The 15652-nt window shown below is 54.4% G+C and carries 14 protein-coding genes; 11 read left to right on the top strand and 3 right to left on the bottom strand.

The annotated features are described in order from the left end of the window. Positions 1-102: 102 nt before the first annotated feature. The 4 genes from ACWWFX_RS20820 (at position 103) to ACWWFX_RS20805 (ending at position 6922) form a co-directional block, all read left to right on the top strand. The gene (locus ACWWFX_RS20820) at positions 103-3369 is read left to right on the top strand and encodes a DUF5107 domain-containing protein (RefSeq protein ID WP_473224685.1); all 3267 of its coding nucleotides are present in this window, start codon (positions 103-105) and stop codon (positions 3367-3369) included. 70 nt (positions 3370-3439) lie between these two features. Next, complete coding sequence (locus ACWWFX_RS20815; protein ID WP_473224684.1) at positions 3440-4879, top strand: sugar porter family MFS transporter; 1440 nt, start codon at positions 3440-3442, stop codon at positions 4877-4879. Further along, entirely contained in the window at positions 4879-5712 is an 834-nt protein-coding gene (locus ACWWFX_RS20810) for an aldose 1-epimerase (RefSeq protein WP_473224683.1), read from the top strand. The genes ACWWFX_RS20815 and ACWWFX_RS20810 overlap by 1 nt, the downstream gene beginning before the upstream one ends. A 73-nt stretch (positions 5713-5785) precedes the next feature. Beyond that, positions 5786-6922 carry a 3-phenylpropionate MFS transporter gene (locus tag ACWWFX_RS20805; RefSeq protein WP_473224682.1) on the top strand — a complete coding sequence of 379 codons (1137 nt, stop codon included), beginning with the start codon at positions 5786-5788 and terminating at the stop codon, positions 6920-6922. On the opposite strand, the gene csiE is transcribed toward ACWWFX_RS20805, so the two are convergent. Beyond that, positions 6919-8196: a stationary phase inducible protein CsiE gene (gene csiE / locus ACWWFX_RS20800; protein ID WP_276219377.1), complete on the bottom strand. Its 1278-nt coding sequence runs from the start codon at positions 8194-8196 to the stop codon at positions 6919-6921. The two genes, ACWWFX_RS20805 and csiE, sit on opposite strands and share 4 nt — an antisense overlap. Before the next feature lie 122 nt (positions 8197-8318). Between csiE and ACWWFX_RS20795 the strand changes: the two genes are divergently transcribed. Then, positions 8319-8957, top strand: coding sequence for a DUF1007 family protein (locus ACWWFX_RS20795; protein WP_231826506.1), 639 nt, complete (start codon positions 8319-8321; stop codon positions 8955-8957). Further along, positions 8948-9928 carry a nickel/cobalt transporter gene (locus ACWWFX_RS20790; protein ID WP_473224681.1) on the top strand — a complete coding sequence of 327 codons (981 nt, stop codon included), beginning with the start codon at positions 8948-8950 and terminating at the stop codon, positions 9926-9928. Before ACWWFX_RS20795 ends, ACWWFX_RS20790 begins: the two co-directional genes overlap by 10 nt. Positions 9929-9931: 3 nt before the next feature. Here the strand turns inward: ACWWFX_RS20790 and ACWWFX_RS20785 are convergent, their stop codons facing one another. Then, positions 9932-10786 (bottom strand): alpha/beta hydrolase, encoded by an 855-nt coding sequence (locus ACWWFX_RS20785; protein WP_473224680.1) that lies wholly within the window; start codon positions 10784-10786, stop codon positions 9932-9934. Positions 10787-11098: 312 nt separating this feature from the next. Further along, entirely contained in the window at positions 11099-11902 is an 804-nt protein-coding gene (gene suhB, locus ACWWFX_RS20780; protein WP_276219383.1) for an inositol-1-monophosphatase, read from the bottom strand. Between the two features lie 121 nt (positions 11903-12023). Between suhB and trmJ the strand changes: the two genes are divergently transcribed. The 5 genes from trmJ to iscA all read left to right on the top strand — a co-directional run bounded on the left by trmJ (position 12024) and on the right by iscA (position 15601). Next, positions 12024-12758, top strand: a complete 735-nt coding sequence (gene trmJ / locus ACWWFX_RS20775; protein ID WP_473224679.1) for a tRNA (cytosine(32)/uridine(32)-2'-O)-methyltransferase TrmJ — start codon at positions 12024-12026, stop codon at positions 12756-12758. A 250-nt stretch (positions 12759-13008) separates the two neighbouring features. After that, positions 13009-13500: a Fe-S cluster assembly transcriptional regulator IscR gene (gene iscR, locus ACWWFX_RS20770; RefSeq protein ID WP_015963423.1), complete on the top strand. Its 492-nt coding sequence runs from the start codon at positions 13009-13011 to the stop codon at positions 13498-13500. 135 nt (positions 13501-13635) lie between these two features. Beyond that, the gene (iscS, locus tag ACWWFX_RS20765; RefSeq protein WP_015963424.1) at positions 13636-14850 is read left to right on the top strand and encodes a cysteine desulfurase; all 1215 of its coding nucleotides are present in this window, start codon (positions 13636-13638) and stop codon (positions 14848-14850) included. Between the two features lie 24 nt (positions 14851-14874). After that, a complete protein-coding gene (gene iscU / locus ACWWFX_RS20760; RefSeq protein ID WP_005120408.1) occupies positions 14875-15261 on the top strand; it encodes a Fe-S cluster assembly scaffold IscU in 387 nt (128 codons plus the stop codon). A 16-nt stretch (positions 15262-15277) separates the two neighbouring features. Further along, positions 15278-15601 (top strand): iron-sulfur cluster assembly protein IscA, encoded by a 324-nt coding sequence (gene iscA / locus ACWWFX_RS20755; RefSeq protein ID WP_004104506.1) that lies wholly within the window; start codon positions 15278-15280, stop codon positions 15599-15601. Positions 15602-15652 lie beyond the last annotated feature (51 nt).

Below are 15652 nucleotides of genomic sequence, written 5' to 3'. Positions count from 1 at the left end.
CCCTTAACTGTATTGCGTGAGCATTGCGCAATTTAACGCCGTTTTAGTCGTACAGAATAAACATGTCGCTTATTTAACTTCAATTTATTTAGTGGAGAGCACATGTTCGGTTCAGTTAAGGTGTGGAAAGAGACCCTCTCAATGCCAACGTGGACGGTGGGTGAGGAAGATCCTAACCCGATGTTCCTTGAAAAGCGGGTCTATCAAGGTTCCTCTGGCGCTGTTTACCCTTATGGCGTCATTGATACGCTGACCGGCAAGCGCGAGATGCGCGATTATCAGGCGGTGTGGATGGAGAACGACTTCATTCGCATTATGCTGTTGCCTGAACTGGGCGGACGTATTCATCGCGCCTGGGATAAAGTGCAGCAGCGTGATTTTGTCTATTACAACGAAGTGGTGAAGCCTGCGCTGGTGGGGCTATTAGGTCCGTGGATTTCCGGCGGTATCGAATTTAACTGGCCTCAGCACCATCGTCCCACCACTTTTATGCCCGTGGATTTTACCATTCAGCCCGGTGAGAACGGCGAGCAAACCGTTTGGATGGGTGAGGTTGAACCGATGCGCGGCTTGCAGGTTATGACCGGATTTACGCTCTATCCGGACCGCGCGCTGATTGAAATCACCGGCAAAGTGTTTAACGGTAACGCCACACCGCGCCATTTCCTGTGGTGGGCCAACCCAGCCGTGAAAGGCGGCGACGATCACCAGAGCGTTTTCCCCCCGGATGTGACGGCGGTTTTCGATCACGGCAAGCGCGATGTTTCCGCGTTCCCGATCGCTACCGGTACTTACTATAAGGTGGATTACTCCGCAGGCGTCGACATTTCTCGTTATAAAAATGTGCCGGTGCCGACCTCCTACATGGCGGAGAAATCAGATTACGACTTCGTTGGTGCCTGGCATCATGGTGAGCGTGGTGGCCTTCTCCATGTTGCGGATCATCATATCTCGCCTGGCAAAAAACAGTGGACCTGGGGCTATGACGATTTTGGTACCGCCTGGGATCGTAATCTGACAGACGAAAATGGCCCCTATATTGAGCTGATGACCGGTGTCTTCACCGATAACCAGCCCGATTTTACCTGGCTTGCTCCCTACGAAGAAAAAGTCTTTGTGCAGAACTTCCTGCCCTACAGCGAACTGGGAATGATACAGAATGCCAGCACGCAACTTGCCATGAAACTACTGCGTGAAAACGGGCAACTGGCTATTGGCGTATACGCGATTGCTCCGCTGGATGCGGTGCAGGTAACGGTAACTGAGAATGGTAAACCGCTGTATGAACAACGCGTTACGTTAAAACCCGGTGAAAGCTGGCAGACCACTCTGACGGATTGTGATTATCAACGTCTGACGATGCGTGTGATTGATGAGTCTGGCAGAGAATTACTGAATTACGAGGAGCATATTCCACAGGAAACACCGCTTCCGGCTGCCGCGACAGCACCTGCCCGACCAGATGAGTTAAGCAATAGCGACGATCTTTACTTTATTGGTCAGCATCTTGAACAGTACAACCACGCCAGCCGATATGCTGAAGAGTACTATCAGCGGGCACTGGATATCGACCCTGACGATTATCGCAATAATGTTGCACTGGGGACGCTGGCATTAAATCGCGCCGACTGGGCGAAAGCAAAATTCTGCGCAGAGGCCGCGTTGAAACGGGCGCATCGCTGGAACAAAAATCCGCGTAATGGTGAGGCCAGTATGTTGCTGGCGGCAGCGCTTGAAAGAATGGGTGATGACGCTACTGCCTGGGATCACTACTACAAAGCGAGCTGGAGCGGCGACTGCCGTGATGCGGCGTACTGGTCGCTGGCTCGCCTGGCAATGAAGCGCAGCGATGCGGCATTGGCTTTGGAGAAAGTCGAACGCAGCTTGAGCTTTAACGCCAGTAATAACCTGGCAATGGGGCTCAAAGCACTGGCGCTGGCTGAGCTGGGGCGCGAGGCTCAGGCGCTGTCATTTATCACGGCGCGGTTGAAGGATTATCCGCTGAGCTATGTGCTTCACTACGCGCGCTGGGCGATAGAAAAAACGGCTGAATCGGCAGATGCATTGATAGCCGTCACAGGGAGACGGGGGACCAACGCCTGTGAGCTTGCTGGCTGGCTGATGTCGATGGGGCTGAAAGAACAGGCCCGGTCGCTTTTGAACCTGCTTGATAGCCAGGAGACGTTGCCACTGATGTGGCAAGCCTCACTGAGCGACGATCCTACGCCGCTTATCGAACGCGCCCGTGCATCTCTCGGCCATCGTGTCCGTTTTCCAAACACTCTGGATGAAGTCCAGATGCTGCAAACATTGCAGGCGTTTGCCTTCGCTCGTTATATGCTGGGGTGCTTCTGGTACAGCAAACGTCGCTACGACGATGCAGTAAGTTGCTGGAGCAGTACGCTTGAGCAGGAGCCGAATAACGCTGCTGTGCATCGCTTGCTGGGAATATATGCATGGAACAAACATCATGATGGACAGGCGTCGTATGCGCATTTGCAACAGGCCGTAACGCTGGCGCCTGAGAATGCCCGCTTCCTGTTTGAACTCGATTACCTCAAAAAATTAACGTCCACGTCGGCAGCGGCGCGTTTGCAAGCGCTTGAGGACAACGTTCAGGTTGCACTGAAACGCGACGATTTGACCGCTGAGTTGCTCAGTCTCTGGCATGCGCAAGGTAACTATTCCGCGGCGGCAAATGTTCTGCGTGAACGCATCTTCCATCCCTGGGAGGGTGGTGAAGGCAAAGTGACCGGACAGTATTTGCTCAATCAAATGCATCGTGCACTGGAGAGCCTCTGCGCCAACGCGTTGACGTCAGCCACCGAACTGCTGCGTCAGGCACTGCAATACCCAGAGAACCTTGGTGAAGGACGTCTTCCGGGTCAAACGGACAACGATATTTGGTATCTGCTGGGATGCTGTGCAGTACGTCAGCATGACAGACAACAGGCTACACAATGCTTCCAGCGTGCGACGCTGGGCGGCAATACCCTTGATGCCGGACGTTACTACAACGATCAGCCGGTTGACTATCTCTTCTGGCAGGGGATGGCGTTGCGTGCATTAGGTGACAATGCGCAGGCCGATAAACACTTCCAAAGCTTCCTTGCATGGGTAGAAAACCAGTCTGAAACGCCGCCGGAAGCTGATTTCTTTGCGGTATCGCTGCCGGACCTGGTTGTGCTCGACACGCCTGCTGATGCCAAACATCGCCAACATTGCCTGTTTATCACCGCCTTAGGGCAATTGGGGCTGGGCGAGACGCGTGCCTGTGAGGCGAGTCTCGATGCGCTGCTGGGGCAGAATCCTTCCCACGATAAAGCACATCTGCTTCGCCATGTTCTGCAAAGCCGAATTTTTGACTGATGTACTCCCGGCGACGGCTTTGTCGCCGGAAACCTCTTGTTCCCTGCGTTTCCCTTAAAGAGGAATCAATATGAATAACGCGCAGAAAAATTTGAAAATGGGTTATGTCTGGATGATATGTCTGGTGGCCGCCTGTGGTGGATTGCTTTTTGGTTATGACTGGGTGGTCATCGGCGGGGCGAAACCGTTCTATGAGGCCTGGTTTTCCATCTCCGATCCAGCGCTCTCTGGTTGGGCGATGAGTTCAGCGCTTGTGGGCTGTATTTTTGGTGCGCTGGTATCGGGCTGGTGTGCGGATAAATTTGGCCGCAAGCTGCCGCTTATTCTGGCGGCGATTCTGTTCAGCGCCTCTGCCTGGGGCACGGCAGCGGCAAGCAACTTCGACATGTTTGTGATTTACCGTATTGTCGGCGGGGTTGGTATTGGCCTCGCTTCCGCCATTAGTCCTCTCTATATCGCAGAAGTTAGCCCGGCGGAAAAACGCGGGCGATTTGTGGCTATAAACCAACTAACGATCGTGATCGGTGTGTTAGGTGCGCAGTTGATCAACCTGATGATTGCTAAACCTGTTGAGCCGGGCGTCACCATGGAAGCGATCGCTCAGAGCTGGAACGGCCAGACTGGCTGGCGCTGGATGTTTGGTGCTGAACTGGTGCCTGCGCTGGCGTTCCTGGTACTGATGTTTTTTGTCCCGGAATCTCCACGCTGGCTCATGAAAGCCGGAAAGCGAGAGAAGGCGCGACAAATGCTGGAACGTATTGGTTCACGCGACTATGCAGAGCAGACACTGGCCGACATTGAACATACCCTTGCAAAAGACAACCATAAAGTCGCGTGGTCGACGCTGCTTCAACCGCAAATCAAACCTATTGTGATTATTGGCATGGTGTTGGCTATCTTTCAGCAGTGGTGCGGTATTAATGTTATTTTCAACTATGCCCAGGAGATCTTTGCTTCCGCCGGGTTCGATATTAACGGCACTCTGAAATCCATTGTGGCAACGGGCCTAATCAACCTTGTTTTCACTGTCGCCGCGCTACCGCTGGTTGATAAACTGGGGCGTCGTAAACTGATGCTGCTTGGCGCGTCAGGACTGACAATTATCTACGTGTTAATTGCTGGTGCTTATGCTGCGGGGATTATGGGCTGGCCGGTATTGGTACTGGTTCTGGCGGCTATCGCAATATATGCGCTGACGCTTGCGCCTGTAACCTGGGTTTTACTGTCAGAGATATTCCCTAATCGCGTGCGCGGCCTGGCAATGTCACTCGGTACGCTTGCGCTTTGGGTTGCCTGTTTCCTGCTGACCTATACTTTCCCGCTCCTCAACGCCGGTCTGGGTGCGGCGGGAAGTTTCCTGCTGTATGGTGTGATTTGCGCATTCGGATACCTTTATATCTTGCGTCATGTCCCTGAAACAAAAGGCGTTACACTAGAGGCACTGGAAGAACAGCTCGCGGCGAAGCACGGTAAATCCCCGACAGTCGCCAATACGCATCAGGCCCACTAATGGAAAGCCTGCTGCTGGAAAACGCGCATTTACGGATGCGCATATCGCCGCAAGGTGGATCGTTGCTGGGCCTGGAATCGTTACGTTTTCAACGGCCTGTATTACAAGCACCGGCAGGGGAGGTTGCGCTTTTTCCGATGCTGCCTCTGGCTAACCGTGTTGCGGGCAATCGCTTCAGGTTCAATGAACGTGAAATTGTGTTACCGAACCACGAGTCAGATGACACTTTTTTTCTGCATGGTGATGGCTGGTTAAATAAATGGCGGGTGATGGCGGTGGCCCCGGAGCGCTGTACGCTGCAACTATATAGCCAGTTGCGGTGTGGTTACGACTACGAGGCGACGCTTGAGTACAAACTTACAGATGGCACGCTGAATGCGGAGTTAACCGTTATGCATCGAGGCGCGCAGCCAATGCTTTATGGTTGCGGGTTTCATCCATGGTTCTATTTTACACGTCAGTGCCGTGCGCAGTTCTATGCTAGCGGCTGCTGGCCAGAGGGAGAATCGCATTTGCCACTGGCCTGGCAGTCGTCTATTCCGAATGCGGCGGATTTTTCCATCGCACAGCATGGTGAAGATGCCTGGTTCAATATGGGATATTCGGGCTGGAATGGGTGTGCGGTCATCGAAAATGATGTGATGAGGGTCACGCTTCTCGCGCAAACCCCCTACCTCATGGTGTTCAGAATGTCGGGTGGCGCGTTTCTTTGTCTTGAACCGCAAACCCATCCTGTTAACGCACATAACCTGCCTGGGCAGCCGGGTTTACAGGTTTTAGGTCAGGGCGATCGGTTGCATTTTTCTCTAAAGATTGTGGTGGAAAAGGGATAATAACAGCGATTTTTTAGCGGTTGCGCCAGCCCGTTTTTACCGCCAGACTGTCGCCTCCATTCTGGAGGAAATCATGGTCTTGCACTCAACGCGTTGGCTGGCGCTCAGTTACTTCACCTACTTTTTCAGCTACGGTATTTTTCTGCCCTTCTGGAGCGTCTGGCTCAAGGGGGCGGGGCTCACGCCTGAAACCATCGGCGTTCTGCTTGGCGCGGGCCTGGTAGCACGTTTTCTTGGTAGCCTGCTGATTGCACCGCGCGTTAGCGATCCCTCCCGATTAATCAGCGTGCTACGCATTCTGGCGCTGCTGACGCTACTGTTTGCGATGGCTTTCTGGGCCGGTAGCCACGTTGCCTGGCTGATGGCGGTAATGATTGGCTTTAACCTCTTTTTCTCGCCGCTGGTACCGCTGACCGATGCGCTTGCTAACACCTGGCAAAAGCAAATCACCATGGATTATGGCCGGGTGCGCCTGTGGGGCTCGATCGCCTTTGTGATTGGTTCAGCGCTGACGGGCAAACTGGTTAGCCTGTTTGATTATCACGCCATTCTTCTGCTATTGAGCCTGGGGATTGCTTCAATGCTGCTTGGCATGTTGCTGCGGCCTTCAGTCATGCCGCAAGGGGAATCGCGTCATCAGGAAGCGGCGGGGTGGCCAGCATGGCGTACGCTGGTGGTGCAGAGCTGGCGCTTCCTCGCCTGCGTGTGCCTGTTGCAGGGCGCGCATGCGGCCTACTATGGTTTCAGCGCCATCTACTGGCAGGGCGCGGGCTATTCGGCGTCGGCGGTAGGGTATCTCTGGTCGCTTGGTGTGGTGGCAGAAGTGGTGATTTTTGCCCTGAGCAAGAAAGTTTTCCGCCGCTTTAGTGCGCGCGACCTGCTGCTGCTATCCGCCGTATGTGGTGTGATCCGCTGGGGAATCATGGGCTGGACCACGGAGTTGCCGTGGCTGATTGTCGCGCAGATCCTGCACTGCGGCACCTTCACCGTTTGCCACCTGGCGGCGATGCGCTATATCGCCGCGCGTCAGGGGAGCGAAGTGATTCGCCTGCAGGCGGTGTACTCTGCGGTGGCGATGGGCGGCAGTATTGCGGTGATGACCGTGTTTGCCGGTTTCCTGTACCAGCATTTGCATCAGGGTGTGTTCTGGGTGATGGCGCTGGTTGCGTTGCCAGCGTTGATCCTGCGTCCGAAAGCGGTAACCGCTTAAGCGTCGAGGATCTTGCTGATATGCTGCCGCTGATGATCGCTTAATGGCCGATCGGCATGGATCAGCGGCGGTGAAAACAATGGCAGGGCGATCGCATAGGGCGACACCACCAGGCTGACGCTTTTCGGCGCACCCTCTTTCTGGAAGGTTCGCGCCGCCAGATATTTTACATTGAGCGGCAGCAGGGTGAGTTCCCGTAGCTGCTGCTCTATCTCCTGCTCCAGCGTCGGGTTATCGCCCGTCAGTAATACCACTTCTTTCTCATGTAACTCGCTCTCCTGCATGAGCCCCGCGCCAAAAATAATGGCAATCAGCGCCGCCTCTTCATGGCTGAATTGCAGGGTATAACGCGTCTCGAAATCGGCCAGCGCCTCACGCGTGGTGCGCATTAAGCGCGGGTATAGCCGATGAATCTCTTCGGTGAGTTGGCTATCAATACCGATGCCGAAAATACAGCGATTCAGCGCCTGCGCCAGGTGAATATAGAGCTGATCGCGCAGGCTTTGTTCATCACCCAACTGACGCCCGGCCAGTTGCTGAAAGCGATCGATAAGCTGGTCAATCGCCAGGTGTAACTGACGGTCCTGCGCATGGCCATCGTAAACGGGGTTTGGCGTGCGCATCAGCATAAACAGCAGTGCCAGAAATTGTTGTTCGCTACAGTGAGGCTGCCGGTGAATGCGACGCTGCCAGTGGCGCACAATCTCGGCGGCCACCTGAAACTCCTGGGTGGTACGGGTCCAGGTACTTTGCAGCGAATTGAAGGTGGGGCTCTCTCCCTGATGATGCTGAAGCAGACAGTATTGCAGGTAGAGGCGCAAAAACTGCGTATCGCGACACTCGAACTGGCGTTGCAGGTTGCGCCCGCAGCGGTTTACCAGCGCCTGCAGATTGGTATCGTCATACAGCGTGCGGGCAATGCCCTGCTGTTTAAGCTGCGTTTTAAGCGCTGGGGTAAAATGATGGCTGACAAAATGCGGACATAAACGGAAGGCACGCCGCAGCCAGTGCAGCAAGCACAGGCGTAAATCAAGCGTGGTGCCTTCAATCCGATAGCTGCCGTCCGCTCCGCTGGCAATCGCCAGACGATGGTAACGCTGGATCTCCTCTCCGGTCTCGGCTATATCTTGCCGGGCAGTATTTGCATCGACACCATTCACTTCGCCAATGAATTCGGGCGTAATGGTGTGGCCGGGTAGGTAGAACATCAGCAGCACCTGGCAGCGGCGCTGTGGACTGGAAAGCACAGATGGAGGTTCCATGAGCGTCATCATCTGAAAGATTCCAGTTTGCGTTTTTGATAAGAATAGCTAAAGGATAGTCTTTCGTACGCGTGCTCAGCCTGTTTACGTAAGGAATATCGGCGTCGGTCACAGAATTTTTCACTGAGGAACGGATGAAGAGAGTGAAACAAAGCGTAAGTCTGGTATTTTTCGCGGTTTTATCGCTTAGCGTCCAGGCGCACCCGCATAGTTTTATCACCCTGACGACGGACGTTGTGGCGCAGGATGGGCAGATGAGCGGGCTGAAAATGCGCTGGGTAATGGATGAATTAACATCAGCAGATCTGTTGTATGACGCCGGGAAGGCTAAACCGGGCGATGAAGTGTGGAAAAAACTGGCGGCGGAAGTGATGGCCAACGTGCTGGGACAGCACTACTTCACGGAATTCTGGCACAACGGTAAAAAGGTGAAATTTGACAATCTGCCCACTGACTATGGCCTTGCGCGGGAGGGGCATCAGGCGGTGCTGACGTTCACGCTGCCGCTGGCAAATCCCCAGACGCTAGCCGGGCAGACCTATACCTTCTCGACGTTTGACCCGACCTATTACGTCGATATGCGCTATGAGAACGACGGTGATGTTTCGTTACCGGCGAGTTTGAAATCGACCTGCAAACTGGCGGTGCATACGCCGCAGCCCAGTGACGAAATGATGTCTTATGCGTTGTCGCTTGATAAAGAAGACGCGCCGGATGAAGACATGGAGCTGGGTAAGCAATTTGCCCAGAAGGTGACGTTAACATGTCAGTGAACGCTCTTGTAAAACGCCCGTCGCACCGCTGGCTGGCGCTCTGGCCGTTAGCCATTTTTCTGCTACTGAGCGTGCTGGCGGGTTTCTGGCTATGGCAGGCATGGCCGCAAATCATGATAAAAAGCATCATCTGGCAGCGCGAAGTGAATCAGCAGATGAGCGGCCTGCTCAAAGCGGTAGCGGAAAACCCGACCCAGGCAGGCGGTTCGTTGCTGCTGTTTAGCTTTATCTACGGCGTGCTGCATGCGCTGGGGCCGGGGCACGGCAAAGTAGTGATAGCCACCTGGCAGGCTACGCATCCCTCGAAGCTCAAATCAAGTATTGGCCTAACGCTGGCTTCGTCACTGTTACAGGGGCTGGTGGCGATTGCGCTGGTCGTGGTGGTGTTAACGCTGCTGCAATTACCCGCGCGACAGCTTCACGTGAGCGGGTTCTGGCTGGAGAAAGCCAGCTATGCGCTGGTGGGCGTGTTGGGGCTGATGCTGTGCTGGCGAGCATTGAAAACGCTACGACGGCTGCTGCGTAAACCCACTTTCACCGCGTTTAAACCGGTTCACATCCATGATGAACACTGCGGATGCGGGCATAAACATCTGCCCGACCCGGAGCAAATTCGCAGCGGCGATGACTGGCGCGCGCGCCTGATGGTGGTGCTGTCGATGGGCATGCGCCCGTGCTCTGGCGCAATTATGGTGCTGTTGTTCAGTAAAGTGATTGGCGTATTTGCCTGGGGAATGGCATCGGCGCTGGCGATGGCGGCGGGAACGTCACTGACTATTTCGTCACTTGCGCTATTGGTGCACAGTTTCCGCCAGTTGGCTGTGCGGCTAAGTGGAAATCGAGCGCCGGTATTATGGCGTCAGGTGGGCTGGACAACGCTGGCCCTGGCCGGTGGCGCGCTGTTGATCGCAGCGGCGGTGGTGATGTGGCTGAGTGCGGTACCTGTTGGGCGGGGAATGCGGCCGTTTTAAAAGCTATTTCGGCTTTTTCAGGGCGTTAAGAATAAAACGCTCAGCCTCATCGCGATAACGATCGCCATAGCGGGTAGAGAATGCGTCGATATGCTGCCCGCCTGGGATCAGTTCGAGCGTTTTGGGTTCTTTCGCCAGCGCATAAAGTGTCTGGCTGTGTTCTGACGGGATAACGTGGTCGCCCGTACCATGCAGTATTAGCAGTGGAATAGGGCTGATATCGGCAATGTTACGATCGGCGCTGTAGCTATCGTCAAGTAACAGGCCGCTGCCGGGGATCATGTGATTGGCTATCGCCGAATAGGACGAAAAGGTGGAATCCAGAATAACGGCGCGGATGCCTGAGCGATCGCCATGCGTAATGGCGGCGACAATATTGTTTCCACCCAAACTTTGCCCCAGAAGTACCAGACGCTGCGGATCAATATCCGGTCTGTGGCGGACGTAGTCGATGGCGCTGAGGGTGTCATCCTGCAAACCCGCCTGAGATGGCGTGCCCTGCGACTCACCAAAACCCCGGTAATCAAACATAAATACGTTGAGGTTTCTCTCCGGCAGCCAGTTTACCAACGGCCAGTGAGCGGACATATTGCCCGCGTTGCCATGGGCGTGAATAACCGTGGCGATGGCGTGTTCGCTCGGCCCCTTTGCGGAAGGGATAAACCAGCCGTGGAGTGTTGTGCCGTCTTTCGCGGTAAAAACGACGGGCTCTACGCTGTAGGGTTCCGGCCCGTAGACTTTGTTATCGGGGTAATAGAAGGCGTTAATCGCAATACGCGGCAGCAGATAAATACAGACACCGATAATACAGAGAACGAAAAAACACTCTATGCCGAATTTCCCACGTAAAAAGCGCATCGCAATTTCCCTTTGGCTGCTTTGGGATGGTGTGAACAGCGCACGATCGTCATAAAAGGGGGTGGCAATGTAAAGAGGGGACAACCAGTTTAGGAAAAGCGCTCGGGGGATCGGTGAAGAAAGAAGGACGGGGAAGTGCTTCCCCGACCTGGAACTTAGCGCTTCAGCGCTCAGTTTGCTGACAACGCGCGCTTTGTTCTTGCCGGATGCGGCGTAATCGCCTTATCCGGCCTACAAAATAGTGCTAATTCAATATATTGCAGCAATATTGTAGGCCCGGTAAGCGCTAGCGCCACCGGGCACAACAATCGCTTAGCGCTTCAGCGCTTCGCTCAACTGGTCACGCATGTTCGCCAGCATCGATTTCACGACGCGTGCGTTACCTGCAACCACGTTGCCGGTCATCATGTAGTTGTGACCACCTGTGAAGTCGCACACCAGGGCGCCAGCTTCACGCGCCAGCAGTTCACCTGCGGCGAAATCCCACGGCTTCAGGCCGATTTCGAAGAAACCGTCTACGCGGCCAGCGGCTACGTAAGCCAGATCCAGCGCTGCGGAACCGGTGCGACGGAAGTCAGCACATTCGGTATACAGGTTGCCGAGAATGTTCATGTACGCCGGGGCGTGTTGTTTTGCTTTGAACGGGAAACCGGTCGCCAGGATGGTGCCGTCGAGGTCACGCGCGGTGCTGCAACGCAGACGGTAGCCGTTCAGCTGTGCGCCCTGGCCACGGGTCGCGGTGAAGAGTTCGTTACGCATTGGATCGTAAACCACCGCAACTTCGGTACGGCCTTTGATGCGTACCGCGATGGAGACCGCGAAGTGCGGCAGACGTTTAACGAAGTTGGTGGTGCCATCCAGTGGATCGATAACCCATTGAACATCCAGATCGTCGCCAACATGTTCACCGCTTTCTTCGGTGATAATGGTGTGTTGCGGGTAAGATTTGCGAATGGTTTCGATGATAATGGCTTCAGCCGCTTTATCAACGTTGGTCACGAAATCGTTGCTGCCTTTCTGGCTGGTTTCAACAGAATCTGGCGTTTCGTAATGTTTGGCAATCAGGTTACCCGCCTTGCGCGCTGCGCGCACGGCGATGTTCAGCATCGGATGCATCAGGTTACTCTCACTGGATGTTAAAGAACGGGGAAAAACGGCGCACATCATAACAGCGAATTCAGACTCTGTCTTCGGTTTATGGTAATATGGTCGAATAATCTTTAGACGAAGAAAGACAATGCTGCAAAATATTCGAATTGTGCTGGTTGAAACCTCTCACACCGGCAATATGGGCTCTGTGGCCCGCGCGATGAAAACCATGGGCTTAACCAATCTTTGGCTGGTGAATCCATTGGTAAAACCTGACTCCCAGGCCATCGCCCTGGCCGCCGGGGCCAGCGATGTCATCGGTAGCGCCAATATCGTCGATACGCTCGATGAAGCGCTGGCGGGTTGTAGCCTGGTGGTGGGCACCAGCGCGCGTTCGCGCACGCTGCCGTGGCCGATGCTCGACCCGCGCGAATGCGGTCTGAAAAGCGTTGCTGAAGCTGAACATGCGCCGGTGGCGCTGGTGTTTGGCCGTGAGCGCGTTGGCCTGACTAACGAAGAGCTGCAAAAGTGCCATTATCACGTCGCAATTGCCGCTAACCCGGAATACAGTTCGCTGAACCTGGCGATGGCGGTGCAGGTTATCTCTTATGAGGTCCGCATGGCGTGGCTGGCGGCGCAGGAAAACGGCGAAGCAAAAGTTGAGCACGACGAAACGCCGTATCCGCTGGTTGATGACCTGGAGCGTTTCTATGGTCACCTGGAACAAACGCTGCTGAGTACCGGTTTTATCCGCGAAAACCATCCGGGGCAGGTGATGAACAAACTGCGTCGTTTGTTTACCCGCGCGCGTCCGGAAAGCCAGGAGTTGAACATCCTGCGCGGGATTCTGGCGTCGATTGAGCAGCAGAATAAGAAGTCATAAGGGCCACCCTCACCCTAACCCTCTCCCTGAGGGAGAGGGGACAGACTGTGCATTGTGTTCTCCCTCTCCCTGTGGGAGAGGGCCGGGGTGAGGGCATCAGACCGCACTGAATGTTAAATACCTGACTAAATTACTCAAGTAAATAGTTGACCATTTTACTCGGGAATGTCAGACTTGGTCCTGCTATGCAATACCCACACATATATTATTAAAAACCCCGGGCAGGGGCGAGTTTGAGGTTAAGTAAGACATGAGACTGACATCTAAAGGGCGTTACGCCGTGACCGCGATGCTGGACGTTGCACTCAACTCCGAAGCGGGCCCGGTGCCGTTGGCCGATATTTCAGAACGACAGGGAATTTCACTTTCCTACCTGGAGCAGCTGTTCTCCCGTCTGCGTAAAAATGGTCTGGTATCCAGCGTTCGCGGTCCTGGCGGCGGCTATCTGCTGGGTAAAGAAGCTAACCACATCGCGGTTGGCGAAGTTATCAGCGCAGTTGACGAATCCGTTGACGCGACCCGTTGCCAGGGTAAAGGCGGCTGTCAGGGGGGCGATAAATGCCTGACTCACGCGCTGTGGCGCGACCTGAGCGATCGCCTGACCGGCTTCCTGAACAACATTACGCTGGGCGAGCTGGTGAATAACCAGGAAGTACTGGATGTGTCTGGTCGCCAGCACACCCATGAAACAACGCGCAGCACCCGTGCGCAAGACGCAATCGACGTCAAACTGCGCGCGTAATATAAATATCCGCGCGACGGATAATAAAGAGATTTCAGAATCAGGCCGGAGCGTACCGCGCTCCGTCTCCTCGGTCGTACATCCAGCCGATAGCCTGATTCCTTGCATTGAAGCGATGTACGGAGTTTAAGAGCAATGAAATTACCGATTTATCTCGATTACTCCGCAACCACGCCGGTGGACCCGCGTGTTGCCGAGAAAATGATGCAGTTTTTAACCCTGGACGGAACCTTTGGTAACCCGGCCTCCCGTTCTCACCGTTTTGGCTGGCAGGCTGAAGAAGCGGTAGATATCGCCCGTAATCAGATTGCCGATCTGGTCGGTGCGGATCCGCGCGAAATCGTCTTCACCTCCGGTGCAACCGAATCTGACAACCTGGCAATTAAAGGTGCAGCCAACTTTTATCAGAAAAAAGGCAAGCACATTATTACCAGCAAAACCGAACACAAAGCCGTGCTGGACACCTGTCGTCAGCTTGAGCGTGAAGGTTTTGAAGTCACCTACCTTGCCCCTCAGCGCAACGGTATCATTGACCTGAAAGAACTCGAAGCGGCGATGCGTGATGACACCATCCTCGTTTCTATCATGCACGTGAACAACGAAATCGGTGTGGTACAGGACATCGCGACCATCGGCGAAATGTGCCGTGCGCGCGGTATTGTTTACCACGTTGATGCGACCCAGAGCGTGGGCAAACTGCCTATCGACCTGAGCCAGCTGAAAGTTGACCTGATGTCCTTCTCCGGCCACAAAATCTATGGCCCGAAAGGGATTGGCGCGCTGTATGTGCGTCGTAAACCGCGTATCCGCATCGAAGCGCAGATGCACGGCGGCGGTCACGAGCGCGGCATGCGTTCCGGTACTCTGCCTGTTCACCAGATCGTCGGCATGGGCGAAGCTTACCGTATCGCGAAAGAAGAGATGGAAACCGAAATGGCCCGTCTGCGCGGTCTGCGTAACCGTCTGTGGAACGGCGTGAAGGATATGGAAGAAGTTTACCTGAACGGTGACCTCGAGCAGGGCGCACCGAACATTCTTAACGTCAGCTTCAACTTTGTTGAAGGTGAATCGCTGATTATGGCCCTGAAAGACCTGGCCGTTTCTTCCGGTTCCGCCTGTACGTCTGCAAGCCTCGAGCCATCCTACGTGCTGCGTGCGCTGGGCATGACCGACGAGCTGGCACACAGCTCTATCCGTTTCTCTTTAGGTCGTTTTACTACCGAAGAAGAGATTGACTACACCATTCAACTGGTTCGTAACTCCATTGGCCGTCTGCGCGACCTTTCTCCGCTGTGGGAAATGTTCAAACAGGGCGTGGATCTGAACAGCATCGAATGGTCACATCACTAATCGGTAGATAAGAGGAATTCAATCATGGCATACAGCGAAAAAGTTATTGATCATTACGAGAACCCGCGCAACGTTGGCTCCTTCGACAACAGCGATGAGAGCGTTGGTAGCGGCATGGTTGGCGCGCCAGCGTGTGGCGACGTGATGAAGTTGCAGATCAAAGTCAACAATGAAGGTATCATTGAAGACGCGCGTTTCAAGACCTACGGCTGCGGTTCCGCCATCGCGTCCAGCTCGCTGGTTACCGAATGGGTAAAAGGCAAGTCTCTGGACGAAGCGCAGGCGATTAAAAACACCGACATCGCAGACGAACTTGAACTGCCGCCAGTGAAAATTCACTGCTCTATCCTGGCAGAAGACGCGATTAAAGCCGCCATTGCGGATTACAAAAGCAAACGTGAAGCAAAATAAGAATTGAGGTTTTGTTATGTCGATTACATTGAGCGACAGTGCAGCAGCGCGAGTCAATACCTTCCTGGCCAACCGCGGTAAAGGGTTTGGTCTGCGTCTGGGCGTGAGAACTTCCGGCTGCTCGGGTATGGCGTATGTACTGGAATTTGTTGATGAACCTGCGGCAGAAGATACCGTGTTCGAAGACAAAGGCGTGAAGGTGGTGATCGACGGTAAAAGCCTGCAATTCCTCGACGGTACTCAGCTGGACTTCGTCAAAGAAGGCCTGAACGAAGGGTTTAAATTCACTAACCCGAACGTCAAAGATGAGTGCGGTTGCGGCGAAAGCTTTAACGTGTAACTGAACGTCACCAACCCCACCGCAGGCCACCTGTGGGTGGGGTTTTGTTTT

The organism is Pseudocitrobacter sp. 2023LY-00077, assembly GCF_055796175.1.
This window is presented reverse-complemented; position numbering and strand designations above follow the sequence as displayed.

Excerpts from the sequence above, each read along its gene's own strand:
- ACWWFX_RS20785 (WP_473224680.1), bottom strand. The coding sequence starts at position 10,786 with ATGCGCTTTTTACGTGGGAAATTCGGCATAGAGTGTTTTTTCGTTCTC.
- ACWWFX_RS20790 (WP_473224681.1), top strand. The coding sequence starts at position 8,948 with ATGTCAGTGAACGCTCTTGTAAAACGCCCGTCGCACCGCTGGCTGGCG.
- ACWWFX_RS20810 (WP_473224683.1), top strand. The coding sequence starts at position 4,879 with ATGGAAAGCCTGCTGCTGGAAAACGCGCATTTACGGATGCGCATATCG.
- ACWWFX_RS20805 (WP_473224682.1), top strand. The coding sequence starts at position 5,786 with ATGGTCTTGCACTCAACGCGTTGGCTGGCGCTCAGTTACTTCACCTAC.
- iscA (WP_004104506.1), top strand. The coding sequence starts at position 15,278 with ATGTCGATTACATTGAGCGACAGTGCAGCAGCGCGAGTCAATACCTTC.
- iscS (WP_015963424.1), top strand. The coding sequence starts at position 13,636 with ATGAAATTACCGATTTATCTCGATTACTCCGCAACCACGCCGGTGGAC.
- suhB (WP_276219383.1), bottom strand. The coding sequence starts at position 11,902 with ATGCATCCGATGCTGAACATCGCCGTGCGCGCAGCGCGCAAGGCGGGT.
- ACWWFX_RS20795 (WP_231826506.1), top strand. The coding sequence starts at position 8,319 with ATGAAGAGAGTGAAACAAAGCGTAAGTCTGGTATTTTTCGCGGTTTTA.
- ACWWFX_RS20815 (WP_473224684.1), top strand. The coding sequence starts at position 3,440 with ATGAATAACGCGCAGAAAAATTTGAAAATGGGTTATGTCTGGATGATA.
- csiE (WP_276219377.1), bottom strand. The coding sequence starts at position 8,196 with ATGATGACGCTCATGGAACCTCCATCTGTGCTTTCCAGTCCACAGCGC.
- iscR (WP_015963423.1), top strand. The coding sequence starts at position 13,009 with ATGAGACTGACATCTAAAGGGCGTTACGCCGTGACCGCGATGCTGGAC.
- trmJ (WP_473224679.1), top strand. The coding sequence starts at position 12,024 with ATGCTGCAAAATATTCGAATTGTGCTGGTTGAAACCTCTCACACCGGC.
- ACWWFX_RS20820 (WP_473224685.1), top strand. The coding sequence starts at position 103 with ATGTTCGGTTCAGTTAAGGTGTGGAAAGAGACCCTCTCAATGCCAACG.
- iscU (WP_005120408.1), top strand. The coding sequence starts at position 14,875 with ATGGCATACAGCGAAAAAGTTATTGATCATTACGAGAACCCGCGCAAC.